The following is a 20,012-nucleotide window of genomic DNA, read 5'->3' as shown; positions in this document are numbered from 1 at the left end:
TTCGAAAGGACCACCATGTCAACGCTGTTGATCACCAATGCGCGCGTAGTTCGACCAGGTTCCGATGCCCCCGACGAGGGCGAATTTCTGGACCTGCTGATCGAAGACGGCAAGTTCACTCGCATCGAAGCGAATATCGATGCCTCGGCAGCGGATACCATCATCGACGCGGCCGGCAAGGTCGCGTTCCCCGGTGTCGTCGACGCACACCAGCACTGGGGTATCTACAACTCCCTCGGTGACGACGCCGAGACCGAGTCGCGGGCGTGTGTCCAGGGCGGCGTCACCACGTCGCTCTCCTACATGCGGACCGGGCAGTACTACATGAACACCGGTGGTTCCTACGCGGATGTGTTCCCCAAGGTCCTGGAGGCCACCGAGGGACGCCCCTACGTCGACTACGCGTACCACCTCGCGCCGATGTCCAAGGAACACATCGACGAAATCCCCGCGCTCATCGCAGATCACGGCGTCACGTCGTTCAAGATCTTCATGTTCTACGGCAGCCACGGGCTGCACGGCCGGTCCACCGATCAGAGCGAATTCCTCATGACACCCGAGGGCGAGCGATACGACCTGGCGCACTTCGAGTTCGTCATGCGCGGCATCCAGGCTGCCCGAGAGCAGATGGGCGACAAGGCCGATCACATCTCGCTGTCGCTGCACTGCGAGACCGCGGAGATCATGAGCGCGTACACCAAGATCGTCGAGGAGGAAGGCACCCTCGAGGGCCTCGCGGCCTACAGTGCGTCGCGGCCGCCGCACTCCGAGGGGCTCGCCGTCACCATCGCGTCGTTCCTCGCCGACGAGACGCAGCTGCCCAACATCAACCTGCTGCACCTGTCCTCGCGCAAGGCGTTGGCCGCGGCGATGCGGATGGCAAAGGCGTTCCCGCACGTCGACTTCCGCCGCGAGGTCACCATCGGGCACCTGCTGGCCGACATCGACACCGCCTACGGACTCGGCGGCAAGGTCAACCCGCCGCTGCGCCCGCGCGACGACGTCGAAGCACTGTGGGAGCACCTGCTCGCCGGTGACATCGACTGGGTCGTCAGTGATCACGCCTGCTGCAAGGACGAGAAGAAGTTCGCCGAGGACCGGGGCGACATCTTCGCCGCGAAGTCCGGCTTCGGTGGTGCGGAATACCTGCTGCCCGGTCTCGTCAGCGAAGGACGCAAGCGCGGCCTGAGCTGGCGTCGTATCGCCGAGCTCACGTCACTGAACCCGGCCCGACGCTACGGCCTGCCGGGCAAGGGAGACATCGCCGTCGGCATGGACGCAGACATCGCCCTCATCGACCCCGATCACACCTGGACCGTGCGCCCGGAGGATTCCGAGTCGGCTCAGGAGTACACGCCGTTCGAGGGATTCGAGCTCGGTGCCAAGGTGACCGACACGTTCGTCCGTGGTCAGCGGGTACTCGCCGACGGTGCCGTCGCCGGTGCTCCCGCAGGCCGCTACCTGCACCGTCCGTACCTGTGACGGGCCCACTGGAGGGCATCAAGGTTCTCGACATCTCGACGATCCTCGCCGGCCCCCTCGTCGCGCAGATCCTGGGCGACTTCGGGGCAGAGGTCATCAAGATCGAGCACCCCACCAAGCCGGACGGCATGCGCGGACACGGTCTGGACAAGGACGGTCACCCACTGTGGTGGACGATGATCGGGCGGAACAAGCGCACGGTCACCCTCGATCTTGGAAACTCCCAGGGCGGAGCTCTCTTTCGCCGCCTCGCCGCAGAGGCCGACGTGGTGGTCGAGAACTTCCGGCCCGGGACCCTCGAACGCTGGGGGCTGGGATACGACGTGCTCTCCGAGCTCAACCCGGGTCTGATCCTGTTGCGTGTCACCGGTTTCGGTCAGACCGGACCGTACGCCACCAGGCCCGCCTTCGGCACGCTCGTCGAATCGATGAGCGGGTTCGCGCACCTGACCGGTGAAGCCGACGGGCCGCCGACACTCCCGGCGTTCGGATTGGCCGATTCCCTCGCCGGGATCGCCGGTTCGTCGGCGGTGTCGATGGCTCTGCTGCACCGAACCAACAACGGCGGCATCGGCCAGCAGATCGATCTGGATCTGTTGAGCCCGATCATGGCCGCGGTCGGACCGGGCGTCATCTACGCAGACCAGCTGGGGATCGATCAGGAGCGAACCGGGAACCGGTCGAGCAACAATGCGCCCCGCAACCTGTACAAGACAGCGGACGGGCATTGGTTGGCCATCTCCACGAGCGCCAATTCGATAGCAGAACGCGTGCTGGTCCTGGTGGGTCATCCCGAAGTGCTCGACGAACCGTGGTTCGCCACCGGGCGTCAGCGCGCCGCCCACGCGGACCTGTTGGACGAGTACGTCGGCGGCTGGATCGGCGAACGGACGAAGGACGTGGTGATCGACGAGTTCGAGAAGGCAGGTGCCGCAGTCGCTCCCGTCTACAAGCCGAGCGATCTGTTGTCCGATCCACAGGTCAACGCCATCGAGATGGTGACGACCGTCGAGGACGACGACCTCGGTCCCGTCCGGATGCAGAACGTCATGTGGCGGATGGGTGGTAGCCCCGGCCGCATCAGGTACACCGGCCGCAAGCACGGGGCCGACACCGACGAGGTGCTCACCGAAATAGGCTGCAGCGCCGACGAAATCGAGGCCATGCGGCGCGACAGCGTCGTGTAGAGCACGGCCAGTGCCCGGCAACGGTCCCCTTCGGCAGCACTGCCGAGGGAGACCGTTGCCGATGGACGCGCCATCGGGCCGGTCCTCGGTTAACACTGAAATCTGTTGCACGACTGAAGGCAGCCGTGGCCGGCTGGCGCGTTACCCCATCGTCGCCGGGTTCACGCCGGAATCTGTCTCACCACATCGGAAGGCGGCTGTGGCCGGCTGGCGCGTTACCCCATCGTTGCTGGGTTCACGCCGGAATCTGCTGCACCACTGCGGCGACGGCTTCCACCTGGTCCGCGATGCGGGGACCCCACCGACTCGACAGGTCCTCGTCCATCGGGAAGATCCTGCCGTCTCGGACGGCGGTCATCGATCCCCACCCCGGTCGAGCCGCAACCGATTCGGCTGTGACGCCGCAGCATTGGGCGTCGGCCAGGAACACGACATCGGGATCCGCGGTGATCACCGATTCGGCGGACAGCTGGGGGTAGTCGCCTGCGCCGGAGCCGTCGGCGATGCTCGTCAGGCCGAACAGACCGTAGATCTGGCCGACGAAGCTCGCGCTCGACACCGTGTACAGCGTGTCGTCGAGTTCGTGGAAATACGTCAGGGGCTCGTCGCGCGCGGGGACACTGGCCACGGCGGCATCGATTCGGTCGCGCATCTGTGTGACCACCGCGTCGCCCTCGGCGTCGTGCCCGGTCGCGTCCGCGACGAGCTCGATCTGCGAGTACGCGTCGTCCAGGCTCGTCGCCGCCGGGACGAGCAGCGTCGTGATACCGGCCTCGGCCAGAGTGGACGTGACCAGGCCGAGGTCGGTGGAGGTGATCACCAGATCGGGGTCGTACGCGACGATCGCCTCGAGGCTCGGCGTGAACGCCGACAGCCCGGTCTTCGGTGCGTCGGCGGGATAGTCCGACTGATCGTCGACGGCGGCCACCTGCTCACCCGCCCCGACGGCGTACAGGGTCTCCGTCGCCGTCGGGCTCAGCGAGACGATCGAACGTGGCATCGCGTCGATGGTGACGGTCCCGCCGTCCGAGCCCGACGCGATCGTCCTCGGGAACTTCCCGCTCGACGCCGCGACCGAGGTGGTTGCCGGCGGGGAGTCGGTCGTCGTGCTGCCGCAGCCGGTCGCGACCAGTGCTACAACCGCGAACCCTGCTGAGATCATTCGTGCCGATCGACGCTGCACTGCCACTCCTGTGTGTCCGATGCCCCTGGAGCGCCAACACTATCGGGTGGTGGTCACCGGCCCAGGCTCCGTGCCAGGTAGGTGCCGGTGTGGGTGTCGGAGACCACCAACTCGTCGACGGTTCCGGTGAAGGTGATCAGACCGCCGTTGTGCCCGCCATCGGGGCCGAGGTCGATGACCCAGTCGGCGGCGGCGATGACGTCGAGGTTGTGTTCGATGACGATCACCGACCTGCCCTCGTCGACCATCCCGGAGAGCAACGCGATCAGGTTCGACACGTCCGACGGATGCAGACCGGTGGTCGGCTCGTCGAGGACCAGCACCGGCGACGACCCGACCAGTTCGGTGGCGAGCTTGAGCCGCTGCCGCTCGCCGCCGGAGAGCGACGACAGGTTCTGGCCGAGCGAGAGGTAGCCGAGTCCGACGTCCCGGCACCGGCGGAGGATGTCGCGGATCTTTTTGACCTCGAAGAAGTCCTGGGCGTCCTCGACGGACATCTCGAAGATGTCGGCGATGCTGATGCCGTCGACGGTGTGCCGGATCGCGCCCGACCGAAATCGCCTGCCCTGGCACGTCTCGCAGGTGCTCGTCACCGGGTCGGTGAACCCGAGATCGGTGAAGATGACACCGCTGCCCTGGCAGTCGGGGCACGCGCCGTCGGAGTTGGGCGAGAACAGCGACGGCGGCTGGCCGGTCTTCTTGGCGAAGTACGCACGGATCGGATCGAGCAGACCGGTGTACGTCGCGGGGGAGGAGCGCCGCGATCCGCGGATGGGTGCCTGGTCGATAATGACGGCGTCCGGTGCGGCCTCACGGAGGTGCCCGTGGATGAGACTCGACTTCCCGGAACCGGCGACGCCGGTGACGGCCGTCAGGACTCCCAGCGGAATGTCGACGCTGACGTCGCGCAGATTGTGGGTGCTGGCTCCCGTGATGCTCAGCCAGCCCGAAGGGGTTCGGGGAGTATGCAATACGACATCCTCGCGCCGCAACGCGGCACCGGTCCTGGTGTCCGCGTCGCGCAGCTCGTCGTAGGTTCCCTCGAACACGATTGTGCCGCCCGCCTTTCCCGCGCCGGGGCCGATCTCGACGATGCGGTCGGCGATGGACATGACCTCGGGGTCGTGCTCGACGACGAGGACGGTGTTGCCCTTGTCGCGCAGCGCGAGCAACATGTCGTCGAGGCGGTGGACGTCGCGGGGGTGCAGGCCTGTGGTCGGTTCGTCGAAGACGTAGAGCATGTCGTTCAGGGTCGCTCCCAGGTGGCGGACCATCTTGATGCGCTGGGATTCACCGCCCGACAGCGACGACGTTGCGCGGTCCAGGCTGAGGTAGCCGAGACCGAGATCGACGAGTCTTCGCAGCTGCGTGACGATTTCGGCGGTGACGGTACCCAGGCCGTCGATTTTCCACCCGTCGATGCGGTCGGCGAGCTCGGACACCTGGATCGCGAACGCGTCGGGCAGAGACAGGCCCTCGAGGGTCGCGCCGCGGATGGTCTCGTTGTATCGGGAGCCGCCGCAGGATTCGCAGACCCCGCGCGTGACGATGCGCTCGAACGCGAGCTTGGCCTTGCCCTTCAGGGCGTCGGCGTCTTTGGCCAGGTAGCTGCGCTTGAACCGGGACACGATCCCCTCGTAGCTCTTCATGACGGCATCGGGGTTCAGTACCTCGAACTCGCCGGGTTTCGCATCGAAGAACATGTGGCGCTCGCGGGCGGAGTATTGCTCGATCGGGACGTCGAGATCGAACAGGCCCGAGTCGGCGAACACCCGATACGGCCATTTGCCGACCTCGAAGTCCGGATGCTTGAACGGCCCCTCGCGCAAGGACTTCGACTCGTCCACCAGTTCGCCGAGGTCCACGACCTTCGCCTCGCCGAGCCCCTCGCACTCGAGGCACATGCCGGCCGGGTCGTTGAAGGAGAACGCGTTCGCGAACCCGATCGTCGGGGTGACGCCGCGGGACCACAGCATGCGCAGCCAGTCGCCGATGTCGGTGATGGTGCCGACGGTCGAGCGCGGGCCGCCGAACAGACGCTTCTGGTCGACGATCACGACGGCCGACAGGTTCGCGATGAGATCGGCGTCGGGACGGCCGTAGGACGGAAGGAATGTCTGCGCGAACGCGGTGAACGTCGAGTTGATCTGCCGTTGAGCTTCGGCAGCGATGGTGTCGAAGACGAGTGATGACTTCCCCGACCCGGAGACGCCCGCGAACACGACGAGCGAGCGTTTGGGCAGGTCGAGGTTCACGTCGCGGAGATTGTTCTCGCGTGCTCCGCGAACGAGGATGGTGGACAGTTCGTCGATGGATGGCTGAGTTGGTGTCGTCGGCTGGGCCTGGGTCATGTGCGCTTCGGTCGCCTTTCGCCGCCCCCGACGCTGGTTCGCCCGGGGCCGACGCAGCTTACCGTACGGTGTACGGAAACGCCACCGATGGACGGGAAGTAACAGGCTTACCGGTCTGACGATCTCCCATGGGTACCGGTTGCGCCAGGCCATCGGTCGGTCGAAGGGTTTTCATGACGAGCAGTAGTCGTTCCCGCGTGCACTCGGTCCTCGCGCTTGCCCTTCCTGCGCTCGTCCTCGCGGGCTGCGGATCCACGGACTCCGCCGAGCCCGAAGTCCGGACCGAAGTGCGGACCGTGACCGTCGAGGCGACCACGCCCGCACCGACGCCGGTCGACAGGATCGTTGTCCCGGACACCACCGCGTCCGAGCCGCCCGCCGCAGAGCCCGTCCTCGCCGCCATGCCTTCGGTCGTGTGCATGAACTTGCAGTCCGCCCAGAACGCGATCCAGGCGGCGGGAATCTTCTACTCCAGGAGCGTCGACGCGTCCGGTGCGAGCCGGATGCAGGTCAACGACTCGAACTGGATTGTCGTGGCGCAGGATCCGCAAGCAGGGGTGCTCGTCGGTGAGGGTGATGCTCTGCTGTCCGCGGTGAAGATCGGGGAGCCGAACAACTGCTGATCTATCGGCGAATGCTGTGCTTGCCTGCCGGAGCCGGTTCCTGCTCGGTCGAGCTGTAGGCGAGGTGGCCTCCGATGAGACCGCCGACGCTCGCCGTTGCCAGACCGGCAGCGGCCAGGGCCTTGGCGATGCCATCGGTCTGCTTCCGGCGCCGCAAGTAGGAGCCGAGGAAGAGGAAGACGCCGGTCGCGTTGGACGCAGCGTGGATCATCCCGACGCGGCGCTGGCGGGTGTTCATCGTCGACCAATCGGCCCATCCGGTGGCGATGGCTGCCGGCGCGGACACAAGCCCGAGGGAGATGACGAGCTTGCTCGCCCTGGACTGGTGGTTCAGCAGATCGAGGACCACGGCGCTCGTCCAGCTTCCGATGGTGACGTTGACGAGAGCCGGGTGGATGGGATGGCCGATCCACCGGCCGCGTAGACCTGCGCCGACGGCGGTGTCGTCCAGTGCGGGTTTCAGGACACTGTTGATCGCGTTGCTCGCTCCGTCGAGGAACGAGGCAGATTCGAGGCTGTCGAGGGCTTGTTTCGTTGTCATGCGTTCTCGCATGCCCCAATGGCATCGATCGAACCCTGAGGGCAGCCAAACACGGCACGAGATGCTTGGACGTCCTATAACGTCGGGTGATGAGCAGCGGAACACGAGTGAACACCGTCGACGGCGTCCTGCGACGGTCGGCCGCGAAATTCCCCGACCGCCTCGCCGTGACATTCGAGGGACGCAGTCACACCTACGCAGAACTCGATACCGCGGTCACCCGCGCCGCTCGACGGCTGATCGCGTTGGGATTGAACAAGGGCGACCGCGTGGCGGCGTACGGCGTCAACTCCGACGCGTACGTCGTCGCGTTCCTCGCCTGTGCGCGAGCCGGATTGGTGCACGTCCCGATCAACTACGCGCTCGTGGGCGACGAATTGCAGTACCTGTTGCAGCAATCGGGTTCTCGGGCAGTGTTGGTCGACCCGGAGTTGGCGGGCACGCTCGATTCGGTTCGCGGCGAGCTCAGCATCGAGCACGTGGTCTCCCTTCCCGACGTGCTGGGCACGGACGGCGACGGCTCCGAACTCGACCCCGTCGCCGATGCGACCGACCTCGCTCAGTTGCTCTACACCTCCGGGACGACGTCGAAACCCAAGGGCGCGATGATGTCTCACGGCGCCCTGGTCGCGGAGTACGTCTCGTGCGTCATCGCGCTCGGGTTCACCCAGGACGACGACCCGCTTCTGGTGATGCCGATGTACCACTCGGCGGGGATGCACGTGTTCATGCTGCCGTACCTGTCGGTGGGTGCCACGGTCCGCTTGATGCGCAGGCCCGACGTTCCGGAGATCCTGCGCCGCATCGAAGCGGAGAAGATCAAGTCTCTGTTCCTGGCGCCGACGGTGTGGGTTCCGCTCGCCAATCACCCCGATCTGGCGACGCGCGATCTCTCGTCGTTGAAGAAGGCGCAGTACGGGTCTTCGATCATGCCCGTCACAGTTCTCACTCGGCTGCGTGAGCGGTACCCGGACATCGAGTTCTACAACTGCTTCGGGCAGTCCGAGATCGGGCCATTGGCAACGGTATTGCAGCCCGAGGAGCACGAGGCGCGGCCGGCGTCGTGTGGACGTGCGGTGTTCTTCGTCGAGACCCGCGTCGTCGATGCCGACGGCAACGATGTGCCGGACGGCGAACCCGGTGAGATTCTCTATCGTTCTCCTCAGCTGTGCGACGGCTACTGGGACAAGCCGGAGGCGACGGCAGATGCGTTCTCGGATGGGTGGTTTCATTCCGGTGATTTGGTGACACGCGACGCCGAGGGGTTCATCACTGTGGTCGACCGGATCAAGGATGTCATCAACACCGGCGGCATCCTCGTCGCGTCCCGCGAGGTGGAGGATGCGATCTACACCCATCCGGCGGTCGCCGAGGTCGCGGTGATCGGGATGCCCGACGACAAGTGGATCGAGGCGGTGACGGCCGTCGTCGTGCTCAAGGACGGAAGTGAGATGTCGTCGCAGGTGTTGATCGACCACGTGAAGGGTCGGATAGCGCCGTTCAAGGTGCCCAAGACCGTCACCTTCGTCGACGAATTGCCGCGCAATCAGAGCGGAAAATTGCTCAAGCGTGAGCTGCGCAGCTGACTAGTTGTCACGCTGCGCGACGTTTTCGGCGGTGGTAGCTGGGGATGGGTTGTCGTGTGGGGTCGGTGGATTCGGGTGGGATGGCGTAGGGGTGTCCGTCGTCGCCCATGAGCAGTTGCCAGTCGCCGTGGTGGACGAGGCGGTGGCATTCTCCGCAGACCAGGGCGAGGTTGTTCAGGTCGGTGCGGCCGCCGTGTTCCCAGAATGTCACGTGGTGGGCTTGGCACCACTGTGCGGGGCGGCCGCACATCACGCAGCATCGGTCGCGGATGGTCAGGGCGATGCGTTGGTCGTCGCTGGCGAGTCTGGTGGTGCGGCCGAGGGCGAGCGGGACGCCGTGGTGGTCGACGATGACCGGGGTGAGGTCGGCATCGCAGGTGAGAAGTTCGGCGAAAGCGCGGCTCATCGGCCCGGTCCAGTCGAAGTGGAACGGCCAGTCGGCATCACCGGGCTCAGGTGCAGACTTCTGCCCGCGATGGTCACCGGCACCAGTGCTGGGACCGACACGATCGCCGCGGGTATCACCGGTCCGTGAACTGGCATCGGAACAAGCACGACTCTTGTTCACGTGGTGCCCGCCGTCAGCGCCAGCAACGGGACCCGTATCGGTATCGCCGGCCCGTGAGTCGCCACCGGAACCGTCTGTCGTCGAACCCGTTGCTGCGCTGTTCGATTGAGTGTGTCCACGGTCGGCGAGCAGGTCCCGCAGCGGGACGATCAAGTGCACCGATGCCCGCGACCCGCCCGCCGATCCGCGGCCACCACCGCTCAGGTGCCGGTCGAGGATCCGATCGAGTGCATCCGCCCGCCGCTTCGACGGATCACGTAGATCGCGTTCCCCACCGGGGCCGGGCTGCGGCGCGGTCAACGCCGACAACGCGGTGAGCAGCTTCTCGGCCAGGAGCCGGTCGACGTTGCCACCCATCTGGAAGCGGCCACTGGCAAGCGGGTGAACATCGAAACGGTTCAACTCCGGGTTCTCCGACACCGGCACCGGCGGCGGCCCCGCTGGAACAGGTTCGGGCTCGCCCGAGCCGGCTGCGTCACCCGCGTCAGCTCGGCTCGCACGGTCCCGCTCTTGCTCCCGCTCCTGTTCCCGCTCCTGTTCCCGCTCCTGTTCTTGTCGTTGCTTCTCGGCGTGCTCGTGGCGGGCTCTGGCGTCCTCGGCCGCGGAATGCGCCAGTGCCTGCGCGCGGGAGGCGACCTGCCCGGCGGTGCTGCGCATGGCGGTTTCGAGCAGTTCGGCGACGACCGCGTCGCGGCGTTGTTCGTCGAGGGTGGGGTCGGCGACCACCACGGTGGCGTAGCCGTCGGCGATCGCCGAGGCGTGCGCGGCGTGGATGTCACCACCTGCGAGGGCGTTCAGCACGCTGGGCCGGTCGGTGAGCCACTGCCCCAGCTCCATCTGACGGGCCGCGGACCCGTCGGTGATGCGCACCGATCGCGCGTACCACCGGGTCACCGACGAGTAGCCGAGTTTCATGGCAAGACCGCGGCGGTCCATTTCCGCCAGCAGCGTCAATCGCGTTGCAGCGAGCTCGTTTTCGAGGGAGGACACGCCAGCGAGCTCGGAGACCAAATCCTGGTCGCCGAGCCCGAACACATCCCCCCATGCCTTCACACCACAAAAGCTATACCCACCCACCGACAACTTCTGTGTCGCAGGTCAGCGCGTCCATCGGATGCGGATGGGCCCCTTCGCGGTCGACGGATCGACGACGGATCCTTTCTGGGTGATCTCGACTTCTCCCGCGTCGACCATCCGGCGGGCGGCGCGGCGAACCGGTTCCATCAACTCCCGCCAATTGTCGTCGGACAAGGCTCGTGCGACGTCGGAAGGGCAGATGGTGGAGTCGCGGGACCGGGCGTCGAGCAGGGAACGGATCTTGTCTTCGAGTTCCTTGTCGGTGGTGCTCACCTTGTGCCGCCGGCATGCGTCGCTGCAGTACTTGATGTCATCCCAGTTCTTCTCCCACTTCTTGCGCCATTCGATTCGCCGTCCGCACGACGCGCAGACCTTGTCCGCGGGGTGAGCCGTGGGGGAGCGACGGGAATGAGCCATGCTTCGACAGTAACCTTCTCGCATGGCTATTCGACCCATCCTCGTTGCCGGCGACCCTCGTTTGACGACCTGTGCCGCTCCCGTCACCGAGTTCGACGCGGAGTTGGCCGCGTTCGTGGAGGACCTGTTCGAGACCAACACAGCGGCGCACGGTGCCGGTCTTGCCGCCAACCAGGTCGGTGATCCGCGTGCGGTGTTCGTCTACGACCTGCAGGACGGCGGAGTCCGGCATCGCGGGCACGTGGTCAATCCAGTGCTCGAGACATCGGCGATCCCGGAGACGATGCCGGACCCCGAGGACGGTGAGGGGTGTCTGTCGGTCCCGGGGGAGCGGTACCCGACCGGCCGTGCGGACTGGGCCCGCGTGACCGGTGTCGATGTGGAGGGCAGTCCCGTGACGGTCGAGGGCCACGGCTACCTGGCGCGGTGTCTGCAGCACGAGTCCGACCATCTGGCCGGTCACCTGTACCTCGACCGTCTGATCGGCCGCAATCAGCGCGCAGCGAAGAAGATGATCAAGGCCCGGGGGTGGGTCGGGCCCGGCAACAGTTGGCTTCCCGGATCCGACTCGGACCCGTTCGGATGGTGACTAACAGACCCCGGTGACAGCGCACGCTGTCGAGCGTTCCAGCTTCCAACGGCCCTCGGAGACAACGAAGCCGATCGAGGACACTCGCCCGACGGACGTTCCGCTCGCCTCGACCCGGCCGGGTGCGACGACGTCGATGCGGTCGAACGACGCCTCCGACATGATCCCACCGCTGTCGAAGACCGCAGCGTTTTCCTCGGCAGATCCCTCGAGCGCGTCGGCGCGGTCGGACCGCTCGGCGGTCCAGTCGAAGACGGTGCGGAAGATGGCCGTCGCCTCGTCCGGGGTCGGGATGGCGGAGGGTGCGACGGAGGGAGGAGGTGCCGGGAACGACGACGGCGCAACGTTCACCGCCGCCTCGATGGTCGGCTCGGGTTGCGTTGCAGCGCAACCGGTGAGGGAGATGAGAGCCAGTCCGCACTGGACGCGGCCGGCGATCATCAGAACGGGTTGTAGACGTAGAGCGTCCGGTAGTCCCATTCCGACGATCCGGCCGGGATTCGGATCTCCGTCAGGACCCGGCCGTTCTGGGAGCACGAACCGCGGGCGTGAAACGACCAGCAATCGATCTGCCGGCTCGTGCCGAACGGGCTGGCGATCAACGATGTGGCGCTCGCTGCACCGTATGCCGCAGGGTCGAACGCGCTCACGAAGTTCGCGGTGGAATCCGTGGGCCCGAACGGGTTGTCCTCGGGTGCGGCGGAGGCTGTGGGCGCCAGAAGCACCGCTCCGCCGATCGCCAGCGCGACTCCGGCGAGGACCTTCTTCAGCATGGTGGCTCCGTTCGTTTCGAGCACGAGTACCCGGTGCTCTTGGGATCGGCCGCAACCGACCGCGCGTTACGAACCGCTTCGTCCTCGAGCGCGGCACACTGGAGTGCATGACAGCACTCGAAGCGCCCATCGTTGCCCAGCAGCTCGGCCGTCGCCTCGCGGTGTGGGGCGGTGGAAGTGTGCTCGCCGGAACGGTGTTGGCGTTGCGCGGGTCGTCGCCTGCCCGGCGGGCGTTCGGGTTGCAGACGGCGGGGTGGGGCGCGATCGATCTGGCGATCGCGGGTGCAGGCGCGCTGAGCTCGAAGCCCCCGACGGCCGCGAGTTTGAGCCGGCTGCTGTGGATCAATGCCGGTCTCGACGTTCTCTACATCGCGACCGGTGCGCACATCGCCGTCAGGAAGCCTCGGTTCGGCGGCCGGATCACTGCTGACCAGGCCGTGGGTCACGGCACTGCCGTCGTCGTGCAGGGCGCTGCACTGCTCGCGCTGGACACGACTCACGCCCGCATGATTGCCGGCTAATCACACGAGTGTCATTCTCTCCGTAGGTGTTTTGTCAAGTACCGACATGCCCGATTTGTTGCGCGATCAGTAGATTTGCGTAACACTCGTCCCATCAGTCACATCAGTATCGTGGGTCACACGGGGAACGGTGGGTTCGTCTATGCGTGTACGTAGTCGGCAGATCGCTGTCGGGGCTGTCCTGGCGCTGGCAGTGAGCGGACTCAGCGCTTTGACTGCGCCCACCGTGTCGGCCGAACCGTGTGGTGGGCTCGGCGGGCCGGGCTCGTCTCCGCTGTTCGGGTCGTCGGGCAGCGCGGGCATGTCGGGTAAGAACCCGCAGGGTCCGCAGGGGCCGCTTCCTCGGATCACCGGCAACACGCAGAGCATCGCTTGGGTCACCGGTCCGCAAAGTGTGAACAACACCTACAACGACCTCGCGATGTCCGGCACCGACCTCGGCATCAGCTGGGACAACGGTGCCGGCCAGATCCTGATGGCGTTCGGTGACACGTTCGGCGACTGCTCCTCCGGCAATGCCCAATGGCGCAGCAACGCACTCTTCCGTTCGGACAAGGCGTCGACGAACTTGGCGCAGGGTATCGAGATCGGTCCAGCCGATCCCGCGGACAACACCTCCGGTGCCGTCGTGCGTGCGGACAACCCACGCTACGCGGCCGAGATCATCTCGAGCGCAAAGCTACCCAGCGTCGAGGACACGACCATTCCCACGGCGGCCATCGCGATCGGCAACACCCAGTACATCAACTACATGTCGGTGCAGAGCTGGGGCACACCCGGGCGCTGGATCACGAACTACTCTGCGACTGCGAAATCCACTGACAACGGCCAGAATTGGTCGACGGATCCCAGGACCATCCGCGTCAACAAGGGTGTCACCATCCCCGGCTTCACCAACGTCCACGAAAGCCAGGGCAAGTTCCAGCAGAGTGCGTACGTCCTGGGCCGCGACGGCGAGTACCTGTACCAGTTCGGTACTCCGAACGGACGATTCGGCGACGCCTTCGTCTCGCGGGTCGCTCCTGGGGACATCGAGAATCTCGACGCGTACGAGTACTCGACGCAGGATCCGGATCCGACGAAGCAGTGGTCGAAGAACATCGGCGATACGGTCGCCATCGTCAAGGGCCCGGTCAGCGAGATGTCCGTTGCGTGGAACGACTACCTCGGCCGTTACGTGATGATGTACGGGGACGAGAACTCTCGCACTCTGGTCGCTCGCACTGCAGCCAATCCCGAGGGTCCGTGGAGTGCGCCGAGGACCATCCTCGACGCCAATCAGACGGCCGGCGGAATCTACGCACCGTTCATTCACCCGATGTCGAGCGGTAAAGACCTGTATTTCACCGCTTCTCGGTGGTCGGACTACAACGTGCTGCTGTTGAAGACGAACCTCGACGCGCTGAAGTGATCTCCGCGGATCGTCGAATGGCTGCCTCCAGGTAGGCGTCGACGTCCAGATCGAGTTCTGCGCCGAGCAGTCCGCGGCGAATGGTCGAGAGATACCTGCTCGACGGTTCGCCGGGCTCGCGCACGGTCGAACTGGTCAGCGTGAAGGCGGACCTTCCGTCGATGTCCGGAAGCCGTAGCAGTGCATCGTATTTCCCGCGGAAGCTCTCGCCCTCGCGGTCCACTGTCAGCTGCGACCACTGTCCGATGGCGAGCGTCTCCGTCGCCCCGATATCGACGGCTGCGACGACGTTCTCGACCGCGGCCAGATGAGCGAACTGGGCTTGCTCGATCAGATATCCGCGCCCGACAGAGCGATTCGCCGGATCGACCGTCGTGGAGACGAATGCGGACGCTCCGGTCCAGCGCCGGGAGACTCCCGCGAAATACAGCGCATGATCGATCCGCAGCCATCGTTGTTCGGCGGGTAACGACGCGGTGGGTGCCGGCGGGTGCGCACCGAATTCGGAGCTCTCGTCGGACCCGGTCAGGTAGGTATGGAACCTCTCGCGCAGCAGGTTGGACCCGTACGAGACGTACCACAGCCGATCGGTCACTCGGTCTCGAACAGCTGCCGGTATGCCTCGGCGAGCAGGTCGGACGCGAGGTCGTGGTTGTGTGATGCTGCGCCCGTTGAGTTTCCGGATCGCATCAAACGGGCGTTGAGACCGTAAGCGAGGTCGTCGAACGTGTCGTCGTCGATGCCGAGGTCGACGTCCACGTCTTCTTCCAGCAGTGCGCCGAGGTCGATCGACCACGACCACACGCGTTCGTCCCGGTGCGGACCGCGTCCTGCGCTGACCGTCTCGTTGGAGACCTCGAGCTGCTCGTCGGTGCGGTCGCGCGGAACGTTGGTGTTGATGCGCAGGTCGAGTTCTATGGTGTCGTCGTCGTGCACGATCTCGTCGACGCGGAGCGTCTCGAAGCCGCCGCACGTCAGCGTCACCAAGCGTCGCGGACCGGTCTCGGCGATATCGTCGGACAGGGCAGCGATCTGCCACAGATACTTCTCGGTGTTCGCCGGGTCGGGGATCGAGGAATTGATGTAGTCGGCCACGATGCTGCGGATGGCGGGGTACGCGATGTGGTCGGACAGTTCCCAGAACTGCTTGCGTGCCTTGCCGACTGCCGTGTCGAGCAACGTCGCCCGCTTGGCTCTTTCTTTCGGCAGTGCGGATTTCGCGCTCGGTGCTTCGCCGATCGCGCCAGGATCGGAAGGGCGTTCGCGGAGGCGGGTCAGGCGCGACACGAGCTCCTGCAGGTGCTCCAGCTGATCTGCAGTTCCGGCCGCGAAATCGAGTGCCTCGATGTCGGTCCACACGTCGAGGTCCGCGGCGAACCGCGCGGCGACCGAATCTGCGTAGCCCGAGTAGGCCGAGCCGTCGGTGAAGTGCAGAACGTAGAGCCCGGCTCGGTGTTCCTTGGCCGCGAAGACCGTGGCGATGGATCCGGCGTCGGTGACGTCGAATCGTTCGAAGGCGAATCCGTCGGGGGTGGCAGCTGCGGTCATGAACGTGAATCTACCGATGCGAGTGGAGAGCACCTATTCCGCGCCTTGTCCATATTGTCGGAATTGGTGCGCCTGTACCGGTGGCTGTCTCCAAATATGTTCCGACACCGCAATTTCCGGTTTGTCCGTTCCGTAGAAGTATTTTCTCTTCCATGAACGAACGGCAAATTTCTGGTGCTATGTTGTGGAATGTCTGTTTCTACCGCTAACGAAACAAGCAGGAAACACGCGGTGTGAACAATGCCGAGAGCAGTGCCAGTGGGCACCGCCGTGGTGCTCGATGGAAGGTGGTTGCGCGTGGGCGGTTATCTTGCGCGGAGGTTGCTGAACTACGTCGTACTGCTGCTCATCGCGACGTTTCTGACCTACCTTCTGGCGTCGCTCACGTTCGATCCGCTGTCCAATCTGCTCAGCCGTAACCCGCCGCCCTCCGAGGCGGTGCTGGCCGCCAAGCGCGCGGCTTTGCACCTCGACGACAATCCGGTGCTGCGTTACCTGAAGTGGCTGTGGGCGGTGCTGCACGGTGATTTCGGGCAGACGATCGCTGCCGGTTCGGTCAACGACGAGTTGTGGCGTCGCATCCTCGTCTCGCTGCGGCTGGTAGTGCTCGGCACTGTCCTCGGTGCGGTGCTCGGCACCTTGATCGGTGCGTACGGTGCCGTCCGGCAGTACAAAATCTTCGATCACGTCGCGACTGTCGTGACGTTCGTTTTGATCAGTACGCCGATTCTGGTGCTTGCTCCGGTGCTCAAATACCTTGCAGTTCAGGTCAATCAGAGCACGGGGAGTCAGTTCTTCCAGTACACCGGCGAGACGTCGACAACGCTCGCGCCAGGCCTGATGAACGAAATCGTCGACCGTGCACAGCATCTGCTGCTACCCACCGTCGTGCTGATGCTGTTCACCATCGGTGGCTACAGCCGCTACATGCGCAGTTCCATGCTCGACGAGCTGAACATGGACTACATCCGCACCGCCCGCGGCAAGGGGCTCACCCGCGGCCGGGCGATCTTCAAGCACGGCTTTCGCACCGCGCTGATCCCGATGGCCACTCTGTTCGCGTTCGGTATGGGCGCGGTGATCACCGGAGCCACCTTCACCGAGCGCGTGTTCGGTTGGTACGGCATGGGGGACTGGCTGATCTACGGCATCACCAGCCAGGACATCAACATCACGCTCGCGGTCTCGCTCTTCACCGCGCTCTCGGTCCTCGTCTCCGGAATGCTGACCGACATCCTCACTGCCGCACTGGATCCGCGCGTTCGCTACGCGGACTGACCCACCACTTCGATCGAGGAAAGGATCGGCGATGGCAACACCTGTGGTTCCCGAGATCGCTGCGGTGGACGGCCAGGGCGGGACGACGGCCCCGATCACCCGCCGTCGACTGGTGCTGCGTCGGTTCCTGCGCAACAGGCCGGCCCTGGTGGGCATTCTGGTGTTGGTGGTGATGTTCGTCGGCGCGTTCGTGCTTCCACACTTCATCCCCTTCACCTACGAGGAACTCGACGCGTACGCGTTGAACTCTCCGCCGACCACGCGGCATTGGTTCGGCACCAACCAGATCGGGCAGGACGTCCTCGCTCAGACGCTGCGAGGATTGCAGAAGTCGCTGATCATCGGCATGCTCGTCGCGTTGATCTCCACCGTGCTCGCCGGCGTCGTCGGCGCGGTGGCGGGATACTTCGGCGGCTGGACCGACCGTGCCCTGATGTGGGTTGCCGATGTCCTGCTCGTCGTCCCGAGCTTCCTGGTCATCGCCATCTGCTCACCGCTGTTCCGCGACAAGAGCTTCTTCATCCTGGTGCTGCTACTTGCGGCGTTCGCGTGGATGATCACCTCGCGCATCATCCGAGCGATGACGAGGTCATTGCGTGAGCGCGAATTCATCCGTGCCGCAAAGTACATGGGCGCGACCCCGGCGAGTGTGATCGGCAAGCACGTGCTGCCATCGATGGCCTCGATTCTCATCGTCGACGTCACGCTCAACGTGGGTATCGCCATCATCGGTGAGGCGTCCCTGAGCTACTTCGGCTTCGGTGTCCAGCGACCCGACGTCTCGCTCGGCACGCTGATCGCCGACGGCACGTCGTCCGCGTTGACGTATCCGTGGCTGTTCGCGTTCTGCTGTGGCGCACTGGTGTTGATCGTGCTGGCAACCAATTTCGTCGGCGACGGTCTGCGCGATGCATTCGATCCGAACTCGACGAGGGGACAGGCACGTGGCTGAGATTGTGCCGGTGTTGAAGGTCAGCGGGCTCGAGGTCAGTTTCCCCAGTGAGGAGGGGCGCGTCACCGCAGTCCGGGGCTTGGACTACCAGGTCGACAAGGGTGAGGTGTTGGCCATCGCCGGCGAGTCCGGCTCAGGAAAGTCGGTGTCGTCCCTCGCCGTCATGGGACTTCTCCCGCAGACCGCGCGGGTCACCGGATCCATCGAGCTGAACGGCCGTCAGCTGCTCGGCCTGTCCGACCGCGAGATGTCTCGCGAGCGCGGACGTTCGGTGGCCATGATCTCGCAGGACCCGCTGACTGCACTGACGCCCATCTACCGCATCGGTGACCAGATCTCCGAAGCGATCTCGGTACACAATCCCTCGCTCGGCAAAGGGAAGGTGCACGAGCGTGCGCTCGAGTTGTTGGATCTGGTCGGTATCGCCGATCCGAAGACACGGGCCAGGTCGTACCCGCACGAGTTCTCCGGTGGCATGCGCCAACGCGTCGTCATCGCGATGGCCATCGCCAACGACCCCGACCTCATCATCGCCGACGAGCCCACCACGGCCCTCGACGTCACAATCCAGGCCCAGATTCTGGATCTGCTCCGTACCGCGCGGGACGTCACCGGCGCCGGGGTCGTGTTCATCACCCATGACCTGGGAGTCGTTGCCGGCGTAGCCGATCGGGCCATGGTGATGTACGCCGGTCGCGCAGTCGAGACCGCGCCTGTGGTCGAGCTCTATGCGCATCCGTCGATGCCGTACACCGTCGGGCTGCTCGGATCGGTTCCTCGCCCCGACCGGCCGGCCCAGGAGCGGCTCGTGCCGATCGAGGGCACCCCGCCTGCTCTGGTCAACCTGCCGACGGGATGCCCCTTCGGTCCTCGGTGCCCGTTGCACACCGACGCGTGCGACGCAGGCGAACCCCAGTTGATCGAGGTCTCACCGAGCCATGATGCTGCGTGCATTCGCATCGATGCCGCGACGGCAGAATCGGTGGAGACGGAGTTCGAGGGTGCCCCGCGGTCGGAGGCCCCAGCGGAAATGGTGGTGACGGTCTCGAAGGACGCTCCGGTGCTGTCGGTGACCGATCTGCACAAGAGCTACCCGGTGTTCAAGGGCTCGGTACTGCGGCGTCGGGCGGGGGAAGTGCCTGCGGTGCAGGGCATCAGCTTCGATGTGCATGCCGGGTCGACGCTGGCGATCGTCGGCGAATCGGGCTGCGGCAAGTCCACGACCCTGCTCGAGATCATGGAATTCGTGAAGCCGCAGCAAGGTTCGATCCGGATCAACGGCGTCGAGCCGTACAGCCTGAGCCGCGCCGAGCAGCGACAGCTCCGCGCGCACATCCAAATCGTGTTCCAGGACCCGATGGGCTCGCTCGACCCGCGGATGCCGGTGGGGGAGATCATCGCCGAGCCGTTGAAGATCAACGGTGTCCCGGTGGACGAGCGCACCCGCCGGGTTCGGGAACTGATGGACACCGTCGGGATGCGTCCGGAACTCGCAGATCGGTATCCCACACAATTTTCCGGCGGGCAGCGTCAACGAGTCGGTATTGCACGGGCTTTGGCGCCGAAGCCGTCGATCCTGGTGCTCGACGAGCCGGTGTCCGCACTCGACGTATCGATCCAGGCGGGCGTGCTGAACCTGCTGCAGGATCTGCAAGCGGAGCTTGGCCTGGCATATCTTTTCGTCTCGCACGATCTGTCGGTGGTGCGTCATCTCGCCGACGAAGTTGCTGTGATGCGCAACGGGGTGTTCGTGGAGAAGGGTCCGACGGCGCAGATCTTCGACGCACCCGAGGACCCCTATACCCGGGCGCTGTTGAAGGCCATCCCCATTCCCGATCCGGTGCTTCAACGAGCCCGAATCGCCGAGGCCGCAGCACTGGCCGACGCCATCTGACCCTGCAGGTTACGTGCACACTGAGAAAGGT

Annotated in this window: 19 protein-coding genes and 1 pseudogene; 10 read left to right on the top strand and 10 right to left on the bottom strand. The window is 65.4% G+C overall.

Translation table 11 applies throughout. The features are described from left to right. Positions 1–15: 15 nt before the first annotated feature. Together CH283_RS27660 and CH283_RS27655 are read left to right on the top strand one after the other, a co-directional pair. Complete coding sequence (locus tag CH283_RS27660) at positions 16–1,482, top strand: dihydroorotase (protein WP_094640035.1); 1,467 nt, start codon at positions 16–18, stop codon at positions 1,480–1,482. Continuing rightward, positions 1,479–2,669, top strand: coding sequence for a CaiB/BaiF CoA transferase family protein (locus CH283_RS27655; RefSeq protein WP_094639868.1), 1,191 nt, complete (start codon positions 1,479–1,481; stop codon positions 2,667–2,669). The genes CH283_RS27660 and CH283_RS27655 overlap by 4 nt, the downstream gene beginning before the upstream one ends. A 235-nt stretch (positions 2,670–2,904) precedes the next feature. Here CH283_RS27655 and CH283_RS27650 read toward each other — a convergent pair whose 3' ends face one another. Together CH283_RS27650 and CH283_RS27645 are read right to left on the bottom strand one after the other, a co-directional pair. Further along, on the bottom strand, positions 2,905–3,831 hold the full coding sequence (locus tag CH283_RS27650; RefSeq protein WP_094640036.1) for an ABC transporter substrate-binding protein: 927 nt from the start codon (positions 3,829–3,831) through the stop codon (positions 2,905–2,907). A 74-nt stretch (positions 3,832–3,905) separates the two neighbouring features. Next, entirely contained in the window at positions 3,906–6,203 is a 2,298-nt protein-coding gene (locus tag CH283_RS27645) for an ATP-binding cassette domain-containing protein (RefSeq protein ID WP_094639869.1), read from the bottom strand. A 173-nt stretch (positions 6,204–6,376) separates the two neighbouring features. Between CH283_RS27645 and CH283_RS28970 the strand changes: the two genes are divergently transcribed. Continuing rightward, entirely contained in the window at positions 6,377–6,826 is a 450-nt protein-coding gene (locus tag CH283_RS28970) for a hypothetical protein (protein WP_255183383.1), read from the top strand. A gap of 1 nt (position 6,827) precedes the next feature. Here the strand turns inward: CH283_RS28970 and CH283_RS27635 are convergent, their stop codons facing one another. Next, entirely contained in the window at positions 6,828–7,367 is a 540-nt protein-coding gene (locus tag CH283_RS27635) for a DUF2231 domain-containing protein (protein WP_094640037.1), read from the bottom strand. Positions 7,368–7,456: 89 nt separating this feature from the next. Between CH283_RS27635 and CH283_RS27630 the strand changes: the two genes are divergently transcribed. Further along, positions 7,457–8,953, top strand: a complete 1,497-nt coding sequence (locus tag CH283_RS27630) for an acyl-CoA synthetase (protein WP_094639870.1) — start codon at positions 7,457–7,459, stop codon at positions 8,951–8,953. A gap of 7 nt (positions 8,954–8,960) precedes the next feature. Here CH283_RS27630 and CH283_RS27625 read toward each other — a convergent pair whose 3' ends face one another. From CH283_RS27625 to CH283_RS28960, 3 genes and pseudogenes are all read right to left on the bottom strand, one after another. Beyond that, on the bottom strand, positions 8,961–10,574 hold the full coding sequence (locus CH283_RS27625) for an HNH endonuclease signature motif containing protein (RefSeq protein WP_255183382.1): 1,614 nt from the start codon (positions 10,572–10,574) through the stop codon (positions 8,961–8,963). A gap of 45 nt (positions 10,575–10,619) precedes the next feature. Beyond that, a complete protein-coding gene (locus CH283_RS28965) occupies positions 10,620–10,871 on the bottom strand; it encodes a DUF3253 domain-containing protein (RefSeq protein ID WP_255183390.1) in 252 nt (83 codons plus the stop codon). A gap of 15 nt (positions 10,872–10,886) precedes the next feature. Next, a pseudogene (locus CH283_RS28960) lies at positions 10,887–11,015 on the bottom strand (DUF2256 domain-containing protein); the annotation flags it as partial. A gap of 22 nt (positions 11,016–11,037) precedes the next feature. Here CH283_RS28960 and CH283_RS27615 point away from each other — a divergent pair. Then, positions 11,038–11,604 carry a peptide deformylase gene (locus CH283_RS27615; RefSeq protein WP_094639873.1) on the top strand — a complete coding sequence of 189 codons (567 nt, stop codon included), beginning with the start codon at positions 11,038–11,040 and terminating at the stop codon, positions 11,602–11,604. Here CH283_RS27615 and CH283_RS27610 read toward each other — a convergent pair whose 3' ends face one another. Both CH283_RS27610 and CH283_RS27605 read right to left on the bottom strand, forming a co-directional pair. Then, positions 11,605–12,084: a hypothetical protein gene (locus CH283_RS27610; RefSeq protein WP_141215351.1), complete on the bottom strand. Its 480-nt coding sequence runs from the start codon at positions 12,082–12,084 to the stop codon at positions 11,605–11,607. Then, positions 12,045–12,377 carry a hypothetical protein gene (locus CH283_RS27605; RefSeq protein WP_094640039.1) on the bottom strand — a complete coding sequence of 111 codons (333 nt, stop codon included), beginning with the start codon at positions 12,375–12,377 and terminating at the stop codon, positions 12,045–12,047. The genes CH283_RS27610 and CH283_RS27605 overlap by 40 nt, the downstream gene beginning before the upstream one ends. Before the next feature lie 107 nt (positions 12,378–12,484). Here CH283_RS27605 and CH283_RS27600 point away from each other — a divergent pair, with 107 nt between their 5' ends. Next, positions 12,485–12,898 carry a DUF6992 family protein gene (locus tag CH283_RS27600; RefSeq protein WP_094639875.1) on the top strand — a complete coding sequence of 138 codons (414 nt, stop codon included), beginning with the start codon at positions 12,485–12,487 and terminating at the stop codon, positions 12,896–12,898. A 142-nt stretch (positions 12,899–13,040) separates the two neighbouring features. Continuing rightward, complete coding sequence (locus CH283_RS27595; protein ID WP_094639876.1) at positions 13,041–14,309, top strand: DUF4185 domain-containing protein; 1,269 nt, start codon at positions 13,041–13,043, stop codon at positions 14,307–14,309. Here CH283_RS27595 and CH283_RS27590 read toward each other — a convergent pair. Together CH283_RS27590 and CH283_RS28955 are read right to left on the bottom strand one after the other, a co-directional pair. Beyond that, positions 14,242–14,904 (bottom strand): hypothetical protein, encoded by a 663-nt coding sequence (locus CH283_RS27590; RefSeq protein ID WP_094639877.1) that lies wholly within the window; start codon positions 14,902–14,904, stop codon positions 14,242–14,244. The two genes, CH283_RS27595 and CH283_RS27590, sit on opposite strands and share 68 nt — an antisense overlap. Next, a complete protein-coding gene (locus CH283_RS28955) occupies positions 14,901–15,857 on the bottom strand; it encodes a hypothetical protein (protein ID WP_255183381.1) in 957 nt (318 codons plus the stop codon). Before CH283_RS28955 ends, CH283_RS27590 begins: the two co-directional genes overlap by 4 nt. Positions 15,858–16,154: 297 nt before the next feature. On the opposite strand from CH283_RS28955, the gene CH283_RS27580 reads away from it, so the two are divergent. From CH283_RS27580 to CH283_RS27570, 3 genes are read left to right on the top strand one after another with little or no spacing between them, the layout of a single operon-like run. Beyond that, entirely contained in the window at positions 16,155–17,135 is a 981-nt protein-coding gene (locus tag CH283_RS27580; protein ID WP_094640041.1) for an ABC transporter permease, read from the top strand. 31 nt (positions 17,136–17,166) lie between these two features. Continuing rightward, positions 17,167–18,087, top strand: coding sequence for an ABC transporter permease (locus tag CH283_RS27575; protein WP_094639878.1), 921 nt, complete (start codon positions 17,167–17,169; stop codon positions 18,085–18,087). Next, positions 18,080–19,981 carry a dipeptide ABC transporter ATP-binding protein gene (locus tag CH283_RS27570; protein ID WP_255183380.1) on the top strand — a complete coding sequence of 634 codons (1,902 nt, stop codon included), beginning with the start codon at positions 18,080–18,082 and terminating at the stop codon, positions 19,979–19,981. Before CH283_RS27575 ends, CH283_RS27570 begins: the two co-directional genes overlap by 8 nt. The last annotated feature ends 31 nt before the right edge of the window (positions 19,982–20,012 follow it).

It is taken from the genome of Rhodococcus sp. 05-2254-2 (assembly GCF_002259095.1).
In the GTDB taxonomy this organism is placed as follows: Bacteria; Actinomycetota; Actinomycetes; order Mycobacteriales; family Mycobacteriaceae; genus Rhodococcoides.
The sequence above is the reverse complement of the archived record's forward strand: the minus strand, read 5'-3'. Positions and strand labels throughout refer to the sequence as shown.

Coding starts and splice junctions, on each gene's coding strand:
- CH283_RS27630 (WP_094639870.1), top strand. CDS start 7,457: ATGAGCAGCGGAACACGAGTGAACACCGTCGACGGCGTCCTGCGACGG.
- CH283_RS27635 (WP_094640037.1), bottom strand. CDS start 7,367: ATGACAACGAAACAAGCCCTCGACAGCCTCGAATCTGCCTCGTTCCTC.
- CH283_RS27605 (WP_094640039.1), bottom strand. CDS start 12,377: ATGCTGAAGAAGGTCCTCGCCGGAGTCGCGCTGGCGATCGGCGGAGCG.
- CH283_RS27645 (WP_094639869.1), bottom strand. CDS start 6,203: ATGACCCAGGCCCAGCCGACGACACCAACTCAGCCATCCATCGACGAA.
- CH283_RS28955 (WP_255183381.1), bottom strand. CDS start 15,857: ATGACCGCAGCTGCCACCCCCGACGGATTCGCCTTCGAACGATTCGAC.
- CH283_RS27610 (WP_141215351.1), bottom strand. CDS start 12,084: ATGGGACTACCGGACGCTCTACGTCTACAACCCGTTCTGATGATCGCC.
- CH283_RS27600 (WP_094639875.1), top strand. CDS start 12,485: ATGACAGCACTCGAAGCGCCCATCGTTGCCCAGCAGCTCGGCCGTCGC.
- CH283_RS27595 (WP_094639876.1), top strand. CDS start 13,041: ATGCGTGTACGTAGTCGGCAGATCGCTGTCGGGGCTGTCCTGGCGCTG.
- CH283_RS28970 (WP_255183383.1), top strand. CDS start 6,377: ATGACGAGCAGTAGTCGTTCCCGCGTGCACTCGGTCCTCGCGCTTGCC.
- CH283_RS27650 (WP_094640036.1), bottom strand. CDS start 3,831: ATGATCTCAGCAGGGTTCGCGGTTGTAGCACTGGTCGCGACCGGCTGC.
- CH283_RS27615 (WP_094639873.1), top strand. CDS start 11,038: ATGGCTATTCGACCCATCCTCGTTGCCGGCGACCCTCGTTTGACGACC.
- CH283_RS27660 (WP_094640035.1), top strand. CDS start 16: ATGTCAACGCTGTTGATCACCAATGCGCGCGTAGTTCGACCAGGTTCC.
- CH283_RS27575 (WP_094639878.1), top strand. CDS start 17,167: ATGGCAACACCTGTGGTTCCCGAGATCGCTGCGGTGGACGGCCAGGGC.